Annotated in this window: 17 protein-coding genes; 10 read left to right on the forward strand and 7 right to left on the reverse strand. The window is 69.5% G+C overall.

From position 1 onward, the window contains the following. Positions 1 to 63 precede the first annotated feature (63 nt). Both EV193_RS16865 and EV193_RS16870 read left to right on the forward strand, forming a co-directional pair. Complete coding sequence (locus EV193_RS16865) at positions 64 to 1,512, forward strand: CCA tRNA nucleotidyltransferase (protein WP_423202174.1); 1,449 nt, start codon at positions 64 to 66, stop codon at positions 1,510 to 1,512. A gap of 44 nt (positions 1,513 to 1,556) precedes the next feature. After that, complete coding sequence (locus tag EV193_RS16870; RefSeq protein WP_130345097.1) at positions 1,557 to 2,831, forward strand: outer membrane protein assembly factor BamB family protein; 1,275 nt, start codon at positions 1,557 to 1,559, stop codon at positions 2,829 to 2,831. Here EV193_RS16870 and EV193_RS16875 read toward each other — a convergent pair. Continuing rightward, entirely contained in the window at positions 2,821 to 3,312 is a 492-nt protein-coding gene (locus EV193_RS16875; protein WP_130345098.1) for a hypothetical protein, read from the reverse strand. The genes EV193_RS16870 and EV193_RS16875 overlap by 11 nt on opposite strands. Next, positions 3,309 to 4,571: an MFS transporter gene (locus EV193_RS16880; protein WP_130345359.1), complete on the reverse strand. Its 1,263-nt coding sequence runs from the start codon at positions 4,569 to 4,571 to the stop codon at positions 3,309 to 3,311. The genes EV193_RS16875 and EV193_RS16880 overlap by 4 nt, the downstream gene beginning before the upstream one ends. Before the next feature lie 132 nt (positions 4,572 to 4,703). Here EV193_RS16880 and EV193_RS16885 point away from each other — a divergent pair, with 132 nt between their 5' ends. Both EV193_RS16885 and EV193_RS16890 read left to right on the forward strand, forming a co-directional pair. Beyond that, the gene (locus EV193_RS16885; RefSeq protein WP_130345099.1) at positions 4,704 to 5,285 is read left to right on the forward strand and encodes a YqgE/AlgH family protein; all 582 of its coding nucleotides are present in this window, start codon (positions 4,704 to 4,706) and stop codon (positions 5,283 to 5,285) included. A gap of 2 nt (positions 5,286 to 5,287) precedes the next feature. Continuing rightward, positions 5,288 to 6,823: a pentapeptide repeat-containing protein gene (locus tag EV193_RS16890; protein ID WP_130345100.1), complete on the forward strand. Its 1,536-nt coding sequence runs from the start codon at positions 5,288 to 5,290 to the stop codon at positions 6,821 to 6,823. A gap of 1 nt (position 6,824) precedes the next feature. On the opposite strand, the gene EV193_RS16895 is transcribed toward EV193_RS16890, so the two are convergent. Together EV193_RS16895 and EV193_RS16900 are read right to left on the reverse strand one after the other, a co-directional pair. After that, complete coding sequence (locus EV193_RS16895) at positions 6,825 to 7,376, reverse strand: hypothetical protein (RefSeq protein WP_130345101.1); 552 nt, start codon at positions 7,374 to 7,376, stop codon at positions 6,825 to 6,827. Positions 7,377 to 7,466: 90 nt separating this feature from the next. After that, complete coding sequence (locus EV193_RS16900; RefSeq protein WP_130345102.1) at positions 7,467 to 8,369, reverse strand: endo-beta-N-acetylglucosaminidase H; 903 nt, start codon at positions 8,367 to 8,369, stop codon at positions 7,467 to 7,469. Positions 8,370 to 8,484: 115 nt separating this feature from the next. On the opposite strand from EV193_RS16900, the gene EV193_RS16905 reads away from it, so the two are divergent. Together EV193_RS16905 and EV193_RS34125 are read left to right on the forward strand one after the other, a co-directional pair. Next, complete coding sequence (locus EV193_RS16905) at positions 8,485 to 8,931, forward strand: siderophore-interacting protein (RefSeq protein ID WP_242613444.1); 447 nt, start codon at positions 8,485 to 8,487, stop codon at positions 8,929 to 8,931. Beyond that, positions 8,928 to 9,140: an SIP domain-containing protein gene (locus EV193_RS34125; RefSeq protein WP_242613445.1), complete on the forward strand. Its 213-nt coding sequence runs from the start codon at positions 8,928 to 8,930 to the stop codon at positions 9,138 to 9,140. The genes EV193_RS16905 and EV193_RS34125 overlap by 4 nt, the downstream gene beginning before the upstream one ends. On the opposite strand, the gene EV193_RS16910 is transcribed toward EV193_RS34125, so the two are convergent. Then, positions 9,137 to 9,550, reverse strand: coding sequence for an SdpI family protein (locus tag EV193_RS16910; RefSeq protein ID WP_341273169.1), 414 nt, complete (start codon positions 9,548 to 9,550; stop codon positions 9,137 to 9,139). The genes EV193_RS34125 and EV193_RS16910 overlap by 4 nt on opposite strands. Positions 9,551 to 9,615: 65 nt before the next feature. On the opposite strand from EV193_RS16910, the gene EV193_RS16915 reads away from it, so the two are divergent. Continuing rightward, on the forward strand, positions 9,616 to 10,734 hold the full coding sequence (locus EV193_RS16915) for an esterase-like activity of phytase family protein (RefSeq protein WP_130345103.1): 1,119 nt from the start codon (positions 9,616 to 9,618) through the stop codon (positions 10,732 to 10,734). Positions 10,735 to 10,747: 13 nt separating this feature from the next. Further along, positions 10,748 to 11,545 carry a hypothetical protein gene (locus EV193_RS16920; RefSeq protein WP_130345104.1) on the forward strand — a complete coding sequence of 266 codons (798 nt, stop codon included), beginning with the start codon at positions 10,748 to 10,750 and terminating at the stop codon, positions 11,543 to 11,545. Here EV193_RS16920 and EV193_RS16925 read toward each other — a convergent pair whose 3' ends face one another. Then, positions 11,546 to 11,977, reverse strand: a complete 432-nt coding sequence (locus EV193_RS16925; RefSeq protein WP_207222676.1) for a MarR family winged helix-turn-helix transcriptional regulator — start codon at positions 11,975 to 11,977, stop codon at positions 11,546 to 11,548. 98 nt (positions 11,978 to 12,075) lie between these two features. Between EV193_RS16925 and EV193_RS16930 the strand changes: the two genes are divergently transcribed. Together EV193_RS16930 and leuS are read left to right on the forward strand one after the other, a co-directional pair. Then, entirely contained in the window at positions 12,076 to 13,056 is a 981-nt protein-coding gene (locus EV193_RS16930) for an SMP-30/gluconolactonase/LRE family protein (RefSeq protein WP_130345105.1), read from the forward strand. 185 nt (positions 13,057 to 13,241) lie between these two features. Next, on the forward strand, positions 13,242 to 16,085 hold the full coding sequence (gene leuS / locus EV193_RS16935; RefSeq protein WP_130345106.1) for a leucine--tRNA ligase: 2,844 nt from the start codon (positions 13,242 to 13,244) through the stop codon (positions 16,083 to 16,085). Here the strand turns inward: leuS and EV193_RS16940 are convergent, their stop codons facing one another. Next, entirely contained in the window at positions 16,086 to 17,072 is a 987-nt protein-coding gene (locus tag EV193_RS16940; protein ID WP_130345107.1) for a zinc-dependent alcohol dehydrogenase family protein, read from the reverse strand. Between the last annotated feature and the right edge of the window lie 45 nt (positions 17,073 to 17,117).

A 17,117-nucleotide genomic window follows, 5' to 3' on the forward strand; every position in this document is an offset into this window, starting at 1 on the left:
CGATGGTAATCGTGGAACGGGGGTGACCATGGGTCCAGAACACGCTGGGTAAGGTGGTTCGCCGTGCCCGTAGAGTCCACGACACCCCGTTCGCAGGAGACCCGTGCACGACAGAACGCGGTGGTGGAACTGATGCGGATCTCGCCGATCGCGGACGAGCTGGCGACGCTGTTCGCCTCGGCCGGGCACAAGCTGTACCTGGTCGGCGGCAGCGTGCGGGACGCGATGCTGGGCCGGCTGGGCACCGATCTGGACTTCACCACCGACGCGCGGCCGGACGCCGTGCTGGAGATCGTGCGCCCGTGGGCCGACGCGGTGTGGGAGACCGGGATCGCGTTCGGCACGATCGGCGCGGCCAAGCGCGGCACGACGTGCGAGGTCACCACCTTCCGCGCCGATTCCTACGACGGGGTGAGCCGCAATCCCGAGGTGCGCTTCGGCGACTCGATCGTGGACGACCTGGTGCGCCGGGACTTCACGGTCAACGCGATGGCCATCGACTTGTCGACAAAGAAACTTGTCGACCCGCACGGCGGCATGGACGCGCTGGCCGCGAAGGCGCTGGACACGCCGCTGCGCCCGGAGGTGTCCTTCGCCGACGATCCCCTGCGCATGATGCGCGCCGCCCGATTCGTCAGCCAGCTCGAGTTCGTCCCGGCGCCGCGCGTCATCCAGGCGATGACCGACATGGCCGACCAGATCGAGCGGATCACCGTCGAGCGGGTGCAGGCCGAGCTGTCCAAGCTGATCTGCGGCGGCAAGCCGAGGCTGGGCATCGAGCTGCTGACGCACACCGGGCTCGCCGATCGCGTGCTCCCCGAGGTGCCCGCGATGCGCCTGGAGATCGACGAGCACCACCAGCACAAGGACGTGTACCAGCACTCGCTGACCGTGCTGGACCAGGCGATCGACCTGGAGGACGGCGAGCCGGACCTGATCCTGCGGCTGGCCGCGCTGCTGCACGACATCGGCAAGCCGGACACCCGGCGGCACGTGCCCGGCGGCGGCGTCAGCTTCCACCACCACGAGGTGGTCGGCGCGAAGATGACCCGCAAACGGCTGCGCGCGCTGAAGTACTCCAAGGAGATCATCGACGACGTGAGCCAGCTGGTGTACCTGCACCTGCGGTTCCACGGGTACGGCAAGGGCGAGTGGACCGACTCCGCCGTGCGCCGCTACGTCACCGACGCCGGTGATCTACTGGAGCGGCTGCACAAGCTGGTGCGCGCCGACTGCACCACGCGCAACCGGCGCAAGGCCGCGGCGCTCCGGCGCACCTACGACCACCTCGAGGAGCGCATCGAGCGGCTGCGCGCCCAGGAGGACCTCGCGAAGGTGCGCCCCGACCTGGACGGCAACGAGATCATGAAGATCCTCGGCATCCCGCCCGGCCCGCTGGTCGGCAAGGCGTGGACGCACCTCAAGGAGCTGCGCCTGGACCGCGGCCCGCTCTCCCACGAGGACGCCATCGCCGAACTCCACACCTGGGCCCGCGACAACGGCATCGAATAGCGCGCGCCGGGGAACGAGAACCCTCGCCGGCACCTCAGAGCAGCGTGCGGAAGACATCTCTTGTGCTGGTGCTGGCCGGCGTGCTGCTGACCGGTGTCGCCTGTGACGGCGAACCCGGTCCGGCGACGAGTGCGCCCGCCACCACGCCACCGCCGGCCGGCCCGCCACCACGGGCACCGCTGGTCGAGCCGATCAAGCTCAGCGACCGTCCACTGTGGACAAGCCCGATCGGCGAGGACGAATACCTTCCCCGGTTCACGGTGATGGGCGACGCGGTCGTGCACGCCACCCCGCACGGAGTCGGACCGGCGGGCAGCGTCCTGGTCGTGCACGACGCGGCGACGGGTGCCGTCCGCTGGTCGGTCCGCAAGAGCGACCGGATCGGCCCGAACCGCGTCACCCTCGACCCGGACAACGTCCAGCATGTCCGCGGCCTGCTGATCGCGGCCTACCAGCAAAAGGACGTCCGGCTGCCCAACGGCCGTCCGGGACGGGAGGAGGGCCTGGTCGCGTTGTCGATGAGGGACGGCGGCGTGCGCTGGCAGTTGCCGCTGCTCCAAGACCGGATCGACGATCCGATGAAGACCGAACCCGAGCCGTACAAGACGGTCTCGCTCGCCGAGACGAGCAACGACGAGATGATCCTCGCGACGATCCGCACCCGACACCACGACCGGCCGACCGAGCAGAGCGCGCTCGCCATCAGCCCGGTGGACCGGCGCACGCTGTGGACGGCACCGGGTTTCGAGGCCGTGCAGATCATCGGTGGCGTGGTGCTCGGCGAGGTGCCGTCGAAGCGCCCGCTGGTCAACAAGCAGGACACGACCCCGGTGACGGCCGCGGTGGACGCGCGGACCGGCGCACGCCGCTGGGATCTGCTCAACCGCGACCACACGGTGCTGGGGCCGCGGACCGACAACGGAGTTCTCGTCACGGCACAGCCCGGCACATCGTCGCCGACGAAGATCCTGGTCGATCCGGAGACCGGCCGTGAGACGGCGCTGTCCTCCCTGTTCGGCACCACGTGCCACGCCGAGGGCCGGTTGATCGCCTGCGCGACCGACACCGACCTGCACACCTACGACACCGCGACAGGTGTCACCGAACGGGCGCCGCTCCCCGTTCCCGGTGCGCACGTGTCGAGGGTCTGGCGCCAGCGGGTCATCCTGCGGGACAACGTCGTGGTCGACCGAGCCGGCACGCGGATCGGCGGGCCGTTGCCGGGACGACCACGGGAGTTCCGAGACGGGTACGCGCTGTTCGAAATCTCGTTGCCGGACAAGCAAAAGGGGTTCGCCGTCTACCGGCTCAGCGAGTGATCGCCGGCCACGTGTGCACGTCCTCGCCGTCGCGGCGGAGCAGAGCGTTGCGCACGAGATCCCGTTGCCGCAACCGGGCGAACACGTCGTCGTAGGCGCGGTGCAGCGCCTCCCAGGAGGTGTACTCCTCGAACGAGGACTCTACCCCGGCGCTCCACGACAGATACCCGCCGTCCTGCCGCCAGATCCCGTGCACCAGCCCGCGCCACGCCTCGCCGTGCACCGAGCGGAGTACGTCGTAGGGCGTGTCGGCGTCCTCGGGCACGAAGCAGTGCATGGTCCGCCGCGACTGGTCCTCCAGGTACAGCCGCCCGCACGACTCGCACTGGTACGCCGTGGTCGAGTTGTCCACCAGCCCGTCGACCCGGTCCTCGGCGTCGAAGAAGTCGGACAGGTCCTGGCTCGGGATCACGTCCGCCTTCCACGGCAGGTAGTCGGTGTTGTCCGGGATCACCGCACCGCACCGGCAGGTGATCTTCACAGGTCCGGGTGCCTGCGGTGCACGGCCAGGAACCCGGCCAGGCCCGCCACGTAGGCGAGTGCGGCGGCCACCACGAGCCCGGGCGCCCGGCCGTCCAGCGGCACCACCGCCGCGGCGATCGCGATCGCGACCACCTGCGTGATGTTGAACAGCGTGTCGTAGAGCGCGAACACCCGCCCGCGCACCTCGTCGCCGACATCGCGCTGCACGGCCGCGTCCACGCACAGCTTGATCACCTGGCCGCTGGCCATGACCAGGAACGACGCCAGCAGCATGGTCGGCAGCACCATGGGCAACCCGCAGGCGAGCTGCGCCACCGCCCCGAGCAGCAGCGCGCCGACCACCGTGTGCCGGCGGCCGAACCGGTTGGTGAACCGCGCGGTGAGCAACCCGGCGGCGAGAATTCCGAGGCCCGCCGCGGCCACCATCTGACCGATCCCGGGCAGCCCGGCCTTGAGCGGCCCCATGTCGGTGAACGAGTACCGCATCAGCAACACGGTCAGCAGCAGCGAGATCCCGAACGAGATCCGGTACGCCAGCATCGCGGCGAACCCGGCCAGCACGGTCGGCGTGCGCAGTGCCGCGCGCCCGCCGTCCAGCAGCCCTCGGGCCACCGCGACCATGGTCGCCGACGGCTCGTCCACCTCGTCCGGGCCGAGCGCGCCGCGGGTGAACCGGGTCGCCATGATCGCCCCGATCACCATGCCGATCACCGCGACCGACGTGGTCAGCCCGGAGCCGACGTTGCCCTCGCCGAAGATCGCGCGCAGTCCGACCGCGCAGCCCGCGCCGATCACCGACACCACCGCGCCGAGCGTGGTGGCCAGCGCGTTCGCCTCGACGAGGTTGCGCACCGGCACCACGTGCGGCAGCGACGCGGACAGGCCGGACCCGACGAACCTGCTCACGCCGATCACCACGAGCGCGAGCGTGAACAACCCCGCTCCGCCGACGCCGGTCGCCACGGCCACCGCGGACAGCAGGATCATGGTGCCGCGCAACAGGTTCGCCACGACGATCACGCGCCGCCGGTCCCACCGGTCGAGCAGCGCGCCGGCGAACGGTCCGACGATCGAGTACGGCAGCAGCAGCGCGGTGAACCCGCCGGCGATGGTCAACGGGTCGGCGGCGCGCTCCGGGTTGAAGATCACCGCACCGGCGAGCCCGGCCTGGAACAACCCCTCGCCCCACTGTCCGGCGAACCGGCTCAGCAGCAGCCGCCGGAACCCGGCGATGGCGAGCAGCCGCCGGGCACCGATCCGCGTGTGGTGCGCGCGAGACTGCTCGGCCGGCGCCGACCCGGACGCGGACTCAGAGGTGTCCGGCGGTGTACTCACGGCGATCAGCCTACGGCCGAACATGCTGTCCGCTGTCCGCGCCCGGATGGAATCATGTGCCGCGTGGAAGACGATGTCGGGGTGGAGCCGGGGACGCTGCTGGTCGCGGCGCCGAGCCTGAGCGACGAGAACTTCCGGCGCACCGTCGTCTACATCATCGACCACCGCGAGGAGGGCACCCTCGGCGTCGTCCTGAACCGGCCGAGCGAGGTGCCGGTGGACGAGGTCCTGCCGAGCTGGGGCGCGTTCGTGAGCGAGCCGCGCTCGGTGTTCGTCGGCGGGCCGGTGGAGCGCAAGACCGCGTTGTGCCTGGCGATGCTCCGCACCGGGGAGAACGCGGCCACCACTTCGGGGCTGATCGCCGTGCGCGGCCCGATCGCGCTGGTCGACCTGGACGCCGACCCGGCTGAGCTGGTGGACCGGTTCCGCGGCATTCGGGTGTTCGCCGGATACGCCGGCTGGGACGTGCAACAGCTCGAAGGCGAGATCTCACGCGGCGACTGGTTCGTCGTGCCGGGCCTGCCCGCCGACGTGCTCGCCTCCCCCGAGGCTGATCTCTGGGGCCTGGTGCTGCGCCGCCAGGGCATGCCGCTGGCCCTGCTCGCCACTCACCCGACCGACGTCCGCACCAACTAGCCGTGACTGTCGACTGGCCGACCTGCGAGCGTGACGAGTGCATCGGCGTGACGGTCGAGGGCTATTCGCGCTGTCTCGCACACCTGGACGACGGTGAACTCGACGCCGCACTCCGTCCCGGTGCGCTCGATCTGCGCGGCACCACCGTCGATGAACGGCTCTTCGTCAAGCTGTTCGACGTCTACACCAGCCCGAGCGGTCCGCTTTTCGGTCCCATGGATCTTCGCCAGGCGCGTTTCCTCACGCCGGTGCGACTGGATGGCGCGGTCTTCCATGGACCCGTCGACGCGTCCGATGCGCTGTTCGACCAGCCGGTTTCGCTCAACGGCGCGGAGTTCGAGGACTCGGCCAACTTCTTCCGCGCCACGTTCAATTCCGTAGCGGACTTCAGTGCCGCGCGTTTCGGGAAGTTGGCGACGTTCAGTCATGCGCGGTTCGGCGACATCGCGAAGTTCGAAGGGGTCGAGTTCGCCGGCGGCGTCGCCATGGTCAACACGGGATTTTCCGGGACCCTCGAATTCACCGATGCGAAATTCCACGGCGAGGTGATCGCCGACCTGCTCCGCGCCGACCGCATCGCCTTCAATTCCGCGACGTTCGCGCGAGCACTGCGGCTGATGGTCGACTGCCGGTTCCTGGGCCTGCGGCAGGCGCGGTTCGAGGACGGCGTGACTCTGCGGGTGATGCGCGCCGACGTGGACGCGACCAGGTGCGTGTTCGGCGCGCCGTCGTCGATCTCGGGTGCACAGGGTCGCACCGAATGGATTCCGTTGATCACCTCGCTGATGGAAACCGACGTCAGCAACCTGTCGCTGGCCGACGTGGACCTGCGCTGGTGCGAGTTCGCCGGCGCGCACCGGCTGGACGAGTTGCGCATGGACGGCCTGTGTCCGTTGAACACGCCGCCGAAGTCGTGGCGGCGCGCTCGCCGGTGGGTGCTCGCCGAGGAGCACTACTGGCGCGGCTGGCCGACCGATGAACGCGCCAACCCGAGGGTGTATCCGATCGATCCGCTGCGGATCGCGGGGTTGTACCGGTCGCTGCGCAAGGCGTTCGAGGACGGGAAGAACGAGCCCGGCGCGGGCGATTTCTATTACGGCGAAATGGAAATGCGTCGCCATGCGCCGAGCACGCCGTGGTTCGAACGCACGATTCTGGCCGCGTACTGGGCGCTCTCGGGATACGGCCAGCGGGCGTCGCGGGCAATCGTCGCGCTGGTGGTACTGCTGGCGACGGTGACCGTGCTGCTGATGGGTTTCGGGTTGTCCGCGCCGGCACAGCAGCAGATCACCGGGACTGTCCACAATGGACAGGCGCAGCTCGCGGTCAGGGAACCCGCGACCGCACTGCCGGACCGGCGCTGGACGTGGGATCGCGCCGGCAAGGCGCTGCAGACCTCGGCCGGCGCGATGGTGTTCCGTGACTCCGGGCAGAAGTTGACCTATGCGGGCACCTGGATCCTGATGCTGGCCAGATTCGGCGGCCCACTGCTGCTCGCCCTCGCGGTGCTGGCGGTCCGGGCACGCGTCAAACGCTGAGTCAGCCCGGCTGGGTGTGGAACGCCCGGCCGCCGATCACGCCGCCGTGGCCGTCCTTCGTGCCGTCCGTGCAGAAGACGCGGCCCTGGGCGCTCGCACCGGAGCCGCCGTCGGTCGCACACGACCACCCGTTGGACAGGTCCGCGTTGCGCTGGCTTCCCTGCGTCGGGGCCTTCGTGTACTCGTCGAGAACGTTGAACGCCTCGGTGCAGCCGACCGTGCCGTCCGGCTTGGCCTCGGCGATCAGGGAAAAGGTCCTGCCATTCGGCTTGTAATCGAGTGGGCCGCAGTTCACGTCGCCGCCAGCCGGTCGAGGGGCGGCCGGCTTGGGCTTCACCGTCGGGGGCGGGGCGATCTGGCGGCGGGTGATCTCGGCGGGCTTCTGGTCGGCCGGTGCCGGCGGGGCGGGCGCGGCGTCGTGGGCGACCTGCGGGTTCGCGGCGGGCTGGCTCGATTCGGCCTTGGCGTCCCCGCCGCAGGCGGTGAGTCCGAACAGCAGCGCACCCCCGGCGAGAGCGGCGGGGACGGTGGCGAGTAGGCGCTTCGTGGTCATGGCGATCTCCTCAAATCTCGGGTCTTGCTCCTCCACCCGAGTTAGATGTGAAGAGAATCCACGAAGTTGGACATCGTGTTGTGGCCTGCGTCACCCGGTGTACTTGGCCTCGCTGCCGTACAGCTCGCGGGTGAACGCGGAAATAGCGCCGGACTTGTCGCCGGCGGTCAGGTCGTAGGTGAGGAACGCGCCGTATCCCTCGTTCACGGTGCGCTTGGCCAGATCCGTCGTGTTGCCGTCCCCTGTCTGTCCGATGTGGACGGCCGCGGGCGAGAGCCGCTCCTTCGGCAGCGAGACGCCGGGCGGGTCCCAGGAGCCGTAGTAGGGATTCGCCGCGTAGTCGAACTTGGTGCCGACGTCCACGCCGTCGTGCACGAGCCGGGAGGCGGACGGTCCGATGTTGTAGAAGGTGATCAGCTTGTCGGGCATCTTCTCGCGCAGTGCCGACACCAGGTACACGAACGAGCTTTCGTTCGGCTGCGGCGTGCCGTTCTCCCCGTAGTCCGCGTACTCGTCATCGAAGTCGATGCCGTCCAGCCCGTACTTGGCGACCGCGTCGGCCAGTTGTGTGGCGAACGCCGCCGCGGCCTCCTTGGACGGGAAGTTGGCGAATCCGGCACCCTGGTGGTTGCCCAGAATGGACAGCACCACCTTGATGCCCTTCTGCTGCAGCGGCCGCACCTGCGTCTCCACGCCGTCGAGCACCTTCCGCACGTTCTCGTTGAAATGCAGGTACGCCTTCGAACCGTCGTAGTTGATGTTGGCCGCGAAGATCGCCGCGATGTCGAACACCGGCGAGCCGTCGCTGGCCAGCGTGTACTTGCCGACGTTCAGCATGCTGTTGCTGTTGACCTCGACGTAGACCAGTGAGGTCGGCCCATTCTTGGTGGGCTCAGTCTTCGTGGCCGCCGCCGCGGTGCCTGGCGTGCCGGCCACCATCGCCGTGATCGCCGCCGCCGCGAGAACGATTCGGGTCAAACGATGCCTCGACATGCGAGAAGTCCAGCACGGCGCCGTCGAGGTCGGTAGCGACGAAGGTTGCCCTCTTCCCTTTGTGAACAACGGCGTCTAAGTTAGGCATGCCTAACCTTGGACAGTTGGAGGCGGGATGGCTCGTACGAACATCAGGCAGACGCGGGTGAAGCCGGCCGTGACCGAGTTGCTCACCCTGCGCGTGCTGCGCCGCGAACGACTGTCCGAGCACTTCGCCCGCGTGACGCTCGGCGGCGGCGACATCGAACGCTTCGAGTACATGGGCTTCGACCAGTGGTTCCGCCTGTTCATCCCGGTCGCCGGCGAGCGCACGCTGGATCGCATGCCGGGCAAGCTCGGCATGATCGACTACATGAAGTACCTGCGCGTCGCCAAGACCGACCGGCCGGTGCTGCGCAACTACACCGTGCGCGCGTATCGCGAAGACGGACCCGAGATCGACATCGACGAGGGCATCGGGTTCAACCCCGACCCGTCGATCTCCGAGGTGGTCCTGGTCACCGACGAGAGCGGCCTGCCGGCGATCGCCAGGAGTTGGAGTCGCCGTCCGGCGTCGAGGTGACCTGGATCGAGCGGGACGACCACGGCCGGACGCCAGGCAAGGCCGCCTACGCCGCGGCCACCGAACTACCCGTTCCGGACAGGCCGTTCTACGGATGGGCGGTCGGCGAGCAGGCGCTGGCCAGCGGCAAGCGCAAGCACTGGACCCGCGCCGGCGTGCCCAAGACCCACATCATGTTCTGCGGCTACTGGCGCGCGGCCGCGCACTAAGCCTGGAGTACCGCGCAGCCGCCGCCTCCGCAGGCGCAGCCCTTGCACCCGGCCGGCATCGCTTTCGGTGTGGCCGCCGCCGCACGGTGTCCGACGATTCCACCGGCCACGGCGATCACGACCATGCCGACCGCGCCGAGCAGCATGCTGACGATCGCGCCTGCCGTGCTCGGCATGACCCACGCGATGGCACCTCCGGCGACGGCGACCAGCCCGCCGGCCAGGATCGGTGCGCCCGCGACCTTGTTGCCGACCCGGAACGCGTCGTCGTCGCGCATGGTCGCCTCGGTGCGCACGCCGCTGAACCTGTTGCGCGGCAGGCGTTCGGCCAACCCGAGGTAGCCGACAACCGCCACCGCGGCACCCAGCAGGACCAGCAGCGCGGTGAGCACGATCAACGTGGTGGACACGACGCGATGGTAAGCGTCATCTGGAGTTCGACTGGCGGTCACCCCGGTCGTATGTGCTGCGCACCATGTCGATCCGCTTAGCCGCTGCGGCCTTGATCGCCGCCACGGCCACCACCTTGATCAGCACGGGAACCGCCGCCGCGTCCGCACCGGGAGTGCGGCTGCTCGGCGAGAAAGTGATCCCGCACGGGTTCCAGTTCGCCGGCACCACGGTCGGTGGGCTGTCCGGCATCGATCGCGATCCGCGCACCGGCGGCTACGTGTTGATCTCCGACGACCGGTCGGACAAGCAGCCGGCGCGCTTCTACACCGCGTCGATCGGCGTCACCGCGAACGGGTTCGACAGCGTGGAATTGACCGGCACGCGCCCGTTCCTGCGTCCGGACGGCAGTACTTATCCGCAGGCCGGCGTCGACCCGGAGGACATCCGCGTCGACCCGTGGGCCGGGAACTACGTGTGGAGCCAGGAGGGCGAGCGGCTCGTCGAGCAGGGCAAGCCGCCGGTGCTGATCGACCCGTCGGTCCGCTCGACCGCCAGGGACGGCGAGCACGTGCGCGAGATTCCGGTGCCGCACAACGAGAAGATGTCCGCCGAGCAGCGCGGCCCACGGCGCAACCTGGTGCTCGAAGGGCTGACCTTCGCGGCGGCCGGCGTGCTGGTGACCACCGCGATCGAGGGGCCGCTGTTGCAGGACGGCCCGGAGGCGACCACCGAGCACGGCGCGCTGTCCCGGATCACCGTGCAGACCCGGCACGGGCACACGCTCGCCCAGTACGCCTACCCGCAGGAGAAGATCTTCGCGCCGGCCGACCCGCCGGGCGGTTTCGCCACCACCGGCGTGGTCGCGATCCTCGCGGTGGACCCGCTGGACCCCACCCGCTACCTGGTCGCCGAGCGGTCGTTCGTCACCGGCAAGGGCAACAAGGTGCGGATCTTCGAGATCGACACCCGCGGCGCGACCAACGTCCGGGACGCCGACTCCCTGCCGCGCGACGTGAAACCGGTGCGCAAGAAGCTGATCGCCGACCTGGCCGACCTTGGACTGTCCACTGTGGACAACGTGGAGGGTATGACCTGGGGCCCGCGCCTGCCGTCCGGCGAGCGCACCCTGCTGTTGGTCAGCGACGACAACTTCGCGCCGACTCAGGTCACCCAGGTGATCGCGCTGGCCCTCCGCCGATAGGCATACTCCACGTGTGTCGATCAGCGTCGGTCCCCGGTTCGCCGCCGACTTCGCGCGCCTGATCACAGCGGAACGCCTGGACGATCTTGAGGCGTTCCTGCGGCCGGTCGAACTGTTCGACGAGCCGCCGCTGTGGACGACGTTCGCCCAACTGTCCTTCCTGGACGACGTACCGAGGCCGGCCCGGGACGTGCTGCTGATCAGGGCGGCGGTCGAGCACCTGACCACGGTCGCCGCGCTGAACGGCCCGGACAACGACTTCTTCTGCATGGTGTCCGTGCCGGCCGAGCGCGAGCCGGTCAAGCCGTGCTTCTTCTACACCAATCCGAGCAACGGCCGCGTGCTGCCGCACCTGCGGCTGACCCGCCAGTGGAGCGAGTTCGGCGCGCTGGTGTCACGGGCGATCGACAGTCCGGAATTCCTGGTCGAGGAGGACCCGCCGGGCACGCCGAACAGACGTGTATTCGTGCGCGAGAGCACTGCTCTCAAATGGATGCACCGCTTCCGCGCGCAAACAGGTACTCCCGTCTGGTCGAGCTACGCCCTGGAGCGGGCCTTCGCCGACACGCTGTTCGCGCCCGGCGACGGGGTGCGCGACCTGCTCACCGCGTTGGTCGATCTCTGGGACACGGGCGACGTGGAGCTGACCGAGACGGTGCGCAACCTGGTCAAGGACATCGGCGCGCTGTGCTTCACGAAGTACAAGGATGCGTACCAGGTCAGCGACTTCTCCTGGCTGTCCGAGCGCCTGGCGACGAGCCCGCGCGCGGCCACCGAGTTCCTCGCCGAGCGGGTGCTGTTGGTGCGCTGATCACTCGCCGGTCAGCGCCTCGGAGCAGCGATCGAGGAGCGCGCGCAGGGTGGCGCGTTCGGACTCGGTGAAGGCGTCGGCGAGCCGGCGTTCGACGGCCGAGGCGCGCTGGTCGGCCTCGGCGAGGGTCGTCGCGCCGGTCTCGGTGAGCCGGGTCTCCAGCATGCTGCGGTGGAACGGGTGCGCGGTGCGCTCGATGAACCCGCGCGTGGTCAGGTTCTGCAGCACGGTGGTCATCGTCTGCGGGGTGACCCGGCAGCGGCGGGCCAGTTCAGCCGGCGAGATACCGGGGCTGTCCTCCAGGATCAGCAGCGCCGCGAACTGCGGCACGGTCAGTCCGGACGGCTTCACGGCCGCGTGTTTGGCCGCCATCAGGTCGGCCTCGACCCGCTTGATGTCCGAGCCGAGACGGTCCTTCAACGGCATACGCATGTGAACGATGGTACGAGCCGCACCGGGCAGTCGTATATTGACAGCTATCAGAGTTCTGATTAGCGTTCGCCCTCGAACAAGCAGCAGGGAGGAACGCAATGCTTCGTCACACCGTCGTCGGCGCGATCGCGCTGGCGGCCACCTTCGACGCTCCGTCGGCGTCCGCCTCGACGCCGGCGACCCCGCGGGCACACCACTGGCCGGGGACGATCACGGTCAACGCCGAATCACTCCATCCCGAGGGCGTCGCCTGGGATCCGGCGCGGCACACGCTGCTGGTCGGCTCGATGCGGCACGGCACCGTCTCCGTCGTCGACAAGGCACGCGGCACGGCACGCCCGCTGATCGAGGACCCTCGGCTGATCTCCACGTTCGGCCTGCGGGTGGACGCGCCGCGCGGCCGGGTGCTGGTCACCTACTCCGATCACTTCGGCGTCGGCACCGGCTCCACGCCCGACACCAAGGGCAACCACTCCGGGCTCGGGATCTTCGACCTGGCCACCGGCCGCCCGCTGCATCTGGTCGATCTGCGCATCGGGCCCGGCGCGCACTCGGCGAACGACGTGGCCGTCGACCACGCCGGCAACGCCTACGTGACCGACCCGGCGTCCGACCGGATCTTCCGGGTCACGCCGGACGGGCGGGCCGGCCTGTTCGCCGCCGACCCCAGGTTCGCCGGCTTCGGGATGAACGGGATCGTGTTCCACCCCAACGGTTTCCTGCTGTCGGTGCACTACACCACCGGCGCGCTGTACAAGATCCCGTTGGACGGCGGCCCGATCACCGAGGTGGCGCTGGACCGCAAGCTCGTCGGCGGCGACGGGCTCGCCCTGCGTCCGGACGGCTCGCTGATCGTGGTCACCAACAAGCTGTCCGCGCCGGGTGCGGACGCGCTGACCGTGCTGCGCGGCGGCCGGCGCTGGGAGCGGGCCACGGAGGTCCGCCGAGAGGAGTGGCCGATCGCCGGGCCGACCACGGTCGCGGTGACACCGCACGGGAGCTACGCGGTCAGTGGACACGTCGGCGAACTGCTCGCCGGCGACTATCGCGACCAGTTCCGCCTGCGGGCGCTGCGCTGACCGGTTACGGGCGCGGCCCGTGCTCGGGTTACCCTGTGGCCATGAGCACGGGCCGCCTGCTCCTTAGCCGGCCGCGCTGACCGACCAGGATCGGCCAGGCGCGGCTACCCCTCACGCCCATCGGGCGGAGGGGTTTCGTCATTTCTGGTTTCGTTAATACGGGCGGCTGTGGAGGGACGAAGTTGATGGGTGCGGAAAGCACGGACGCGGTACCGCGGCACCGCTACACCGCGGCGCTGGCCGGCGCGATCGAGCAGCGCTGGCAGCGGTACTGGGAGGAGCGGGGCACCTTCCACGCGCCGAACCCGGTCGGCCCGCTCGCCGACGGCGAGCTGCCCGACCAGAAGATGTTCATCCAGGACATGTTCCCGTACCCGTCGGGCAGCGGGCTGCACGTCGGGCACCCGCTGGGCTTCATCGGCACCGACGTGTTCGCCAGGTTCCACCGCATGGACGGCCGCAACGTCCTGCACACGATGGGCTTCGACGCGTTCGGGCTGCCGGCCGAGCAGTACGCCGTGCAGACCGGCCAGCACCCGCGCAAGACCACCGAGGAGAACATGCGGACCTACCTGCGGCAGATCCGCAGGCTGGGCCTGGCGCACGACGAGCGCCGCCGCATCGCCACCATCGACCCCGAGTACTACCGCTGGACGCAGTGGATCTTCCTGCGCATCTACGACTCCTGGTACGACGAGCAGGCCGACTGTGCCAAACCGATCGCCTCGCTTGAACAGGCGTTCGCGGCCGGCGATGTGTCCACTTCGGACGGTCGCGCGTGGACTGACCTGTCGGCCGACGAGCGCCGCGCGGAGATTGACGAGCGGCGGCTGGCCTACATCTCCGAGGCGCCGGTCAACTGGTGTCCTGGCCTGGGCACCGTGCTGTCCAACGAGGAGGTCACCGCGGACGGCCGCAGCGAGCGCGGCAACTTCCCGGTGTTCCGCCGCAATCTGCGCCAGTGGATGATGCGCATCACCGCCTACGCCGACCGGCTGATTGACGACCTGGACCGGCTGGACTGGCCGGACAAGATCAAGACGATGCAGCGGAACTGGATCGGCCGCTCCTACGGCGCGCGGGTGCACTTTCCCTGCGGTGACAGCGCGATCGAGGTCTTCACCACCCGACCGGACACCCTGTTCGGAAACGTCGCGCTGATCCTGGCGCCGGAGCACCCGCTGGTCGAGCGGATCACCGCGGACGCCTGGCCGTCCGATGTGGACAGTCGGTGGACCGGTGGCGCCACGACTCCGGCGGAGGCGGTCGCCGCCTACCGGCGTGCGGCGTCGCTGAAGTCGGAGCTGGACCGCCAGGAGAACAAGGACAAGACCGGCGTGTTCACCGGCACGTACGCCACGAACCCGGTGAACGGCGAGCGGATCCCGGTGTTCGTCGCGGACTACGTGCTGATGGGCTACGGCACCGGGGCGATCGGCGTGGCGCCCGGCGAGGACCAGCGTGACTGGGACTTCGTGACAGTCCTCGGGATCACCCCCGTCCGCACCGTCCAGCCCCCCGCGGGTCACCCGGACGACACCCCGTATCCGGGCGACGGTCCGCACGTCAACTCGAGCCACGAAAACGGACCGAGCCTGGACGGGCTGAACATCGATGACGCGAAGAAGACGATCACCGCCTGGCTGGAGGAGCACGACCACGGCAAGGGCGCGGTGCAGTACAAGCTGCGCGACTGGCTGTTTTCCCGGCAGCGCTACTGGGGCGAGCCGTTCCCGATCGTCTACGACGAGACCGGCGCGGCGCACGCGCTGCCCGAGTCGATGCTGCCGATCGAGCTGCCGGAGGTGGACGACTACTCGCCGCGCACCTTCGACCCGGACGACGCCGACTCGATGCCGTCGCCGCCGCTGTCCCGCGCGGGCGACTGGGTCGAGGTGGAGCTGGACCTGGGCGACGGGCCGAAGACCTACCGCCGCGACGTGAACACGATGCCGAACTGGGCCGGCTCCTGCTGGTACCAGCTGCGCTACGTGGACCCGACCAACTCCGAGCGGTTCGTCGATCCCGCCAACGAGCGCTACTGGCTGGGCCCGCAGGACGCGCACGGGCCGAACGACCCCGGCGGCGTCGATCTGTACCTGGGTGGCCAGGAGCACGCGGTGCTGCACCTGCTGTACTCGCGCTTCTGGCAGAAGGTGCTGTTCGACCTGGGCGACGTCAGCTCCGACGAGCCGTACCGCAAGCTGTTCAACCAGGGCTACATCCAGGCCTACGCGTACACCGACGCGCGCGGCTCGTACGTGCCGGCCGAGGAAGTGTCCGAATCCGACGGTGAGTTCTTCTGGAACGGCCAGAAGGTCAACCAGGAGTACGGCAAGATGGGCAAGTCGCTGAAGAACGTGGTGACGCCCGACGACATGTGCGAGACCTACGGCGCGGACACGTTCCGGTTCTACGAGATGGCGATGGGCCCGCTGGACGTCTCCCGCCCGTGGGCCACCAAGGACGTTGTCGGCGCGCACCGGTTCCTGCAACGCCTGTGGCGCAACGTGATCGACGAGTCGACCGGCGAGCTGCGGGTCACCGACACCGAGCCGTCCGACGAGGATCTGCGCGCGCTGCACAAGACGATCGACGGCGTGCGCGGCGACTACGACGGGCTGCGGTTCAACACGGCCGGCGCGAAGCTGATCGAGCTGAACAACCACGTGACCAAGGCGTACGGCAAGTCCGGCACGCCGCGCACGCTGGCCGAGCCGCTGGTGCTGATGCTGGCGCCGCTGTGCCCGCACGTCGCCGAGGAGCTGTGGTCCAAGCTCGGGCACGACAACACGCTGGCGCACAGCACGTTCCCGGTCGCCGACGAGCGCTACCTGATCGAGGACACCGTGGAGTACCCGATCCAGGTCAACGGCAAGGTCCGCTCACGGATCACCGTCTCGGCGTCGGCGACGCAGGACGAGGTGAAGGCGACCGCGCTGGCCGAGGAGAAGATCGCCGCGCTGCTGAACGGCGAGCCGCGCAAGGTGATCGTCGTCCCCGGCCGCCTGGTCAACGTCGTGCTCTGATCAGTGCTTGACGGTGACCATGATCTTGCCGACCTGTCCGCCGGCCTCCATGTAGCGGTGCGCGTCGGCGATCTCGTCCAGGTCGAACACGCGGTCCACGACCGGCACGAGCGTTCCGGTGCGCAGGCCTGAGATCACGAACGCCTCGGCGCGCCGCAGCCGAGCCGGGTCACGGGTGATCTCGCCCTGGGTGAACGACCGCATGCCGCGCCCGCGCATGATCGACAGCGGCGGGTACGGCGTGTCCCGAGGATCGAGCATGCCGTAGATGAACAGCGTGCCGTCCTGCGCGACGGCGGTGGCCAGGTCGAGCACGCCCGGGCCGCCGATCGCGTCGAACACGAACCGCGCGCCCTGTCCGCCGGTCAGCTCACGCACCCGCGCGGCGACGTCCTCCTCCTCGGTGACGATCACGTGGTGCGCGCCCGCGTCGAGCAACGCCTGCTTCTTGGCGGCGGTCCGGGTGGTGGCGATCGGCACCGCGCCGACACGGTTGGCGATCTGGATGGCGGCGAGGCCGACGCTGCTGGAGGCGGCGGTCAGCACGACGGTGTCGCCCGCGCGCATGTCACCGATCTCGATCAGCGCGCCGTACGCCGTGACGTAGGGCATCCACACCGCGGCACCGGTGATCGCGTCGATGTCGTCCGGGCGGTGCAACACGTGGGCGGCCGGCACGATCGCCCGCTCGGCGTACACGCCGTAGTCGTTCGGCGAGAAGCCGGGCACCACGCTGACCGGCTGGCCGGTCTCGAAGCCGGGCGCGCCGATCTCGACCACCCCGGACGCCTCGAGGCCGAGGAGCGCCGGGAACTCCTTGACCGGCTCGACGTATTCGCCGGACCGGAACAGCACCTCCGCGCGGTTGACGCCGATCGCGTCCACCCGGATCGCCAACTCGTCCGGCCCCGGCTCGCCGAGTTCGACGTCCTCCAGCCGCAGCACCTCGGGCCCGCCGATCTCGTGGAACCGCACTGTCTTGGCCACGTCGTTCTCCCTTAGTTCGGTCGCCATCAAACTTCGATAGCGATC

Source organism: Herbihabitans rhizosphaerae (assembly GCF_004216555.1).
GTDB classification, from domain to species: Bacteria; Actinomycetota; Actinomycetes; order Mycobacteriales; family Pseudonocardiaceae; genus Herbihabitans; species Herbihabitans rhizosphaerae.

Bases quoted from the DNA above. Each gene is read 5' to 3' on its own strand.
- EV193_RS16885 (WP_130345099.1), top strand. From the start codon at position 4,704: ATGTGCCGCGTGGAAGACGATGTCGGGGTGGAGCCGGGGACGCTGCTG.
- EV193_RS16895 (WP_130345101.1), bottom strand. From the start codon at position 7,376: ATGACCACGAAGCGCCTACTCGCCACCGTCCCCGCCGCTCTCGCCGGG.
- EV193_RS16900 (WP_130345102.1), bottom strand. From the start codon at position 8,369: ATGTCGAGGCATCGTTTGACCCGAATCGTTCTCGCGGCGGCGGCGATC.
- EV193_RS16905 (WP_242613444.1), top strand. From the start codon at position 8,485: ATGGCTCGTACGAACATCAGGCAGACGCGGGTGAAGCCGGCCGTGACC.
- EV193_RS16915 (WP_130345103.1), top strand. From the start codon at position 9,616: ATGTCGATCCGCTTAGCCGCTGCGGCCTTGATCGCCGCCACGGCCACC.
- EV193_RS16925 (WP_207222676.1), bottom strand. From the start codon at position 11,977: ATGCGTATGCCGTTGAAGGACCGTCTCGGCTCGGACATCAAGCGGGTC.
- EV193_RS16930 (WP_130345105.1), top strand. From the start codon at position 12,076: ATGCTTCGTCACACCGTCGTCGGCGCGATCGCGCTGGCGGCCACCTTC.
- leuS (WP_130345106.1), top strand. From the start codon at position 13,242: ATGGGTGCGGAAAGCACGGACGCGGTACCGCGGCACCGCTACACCGCG.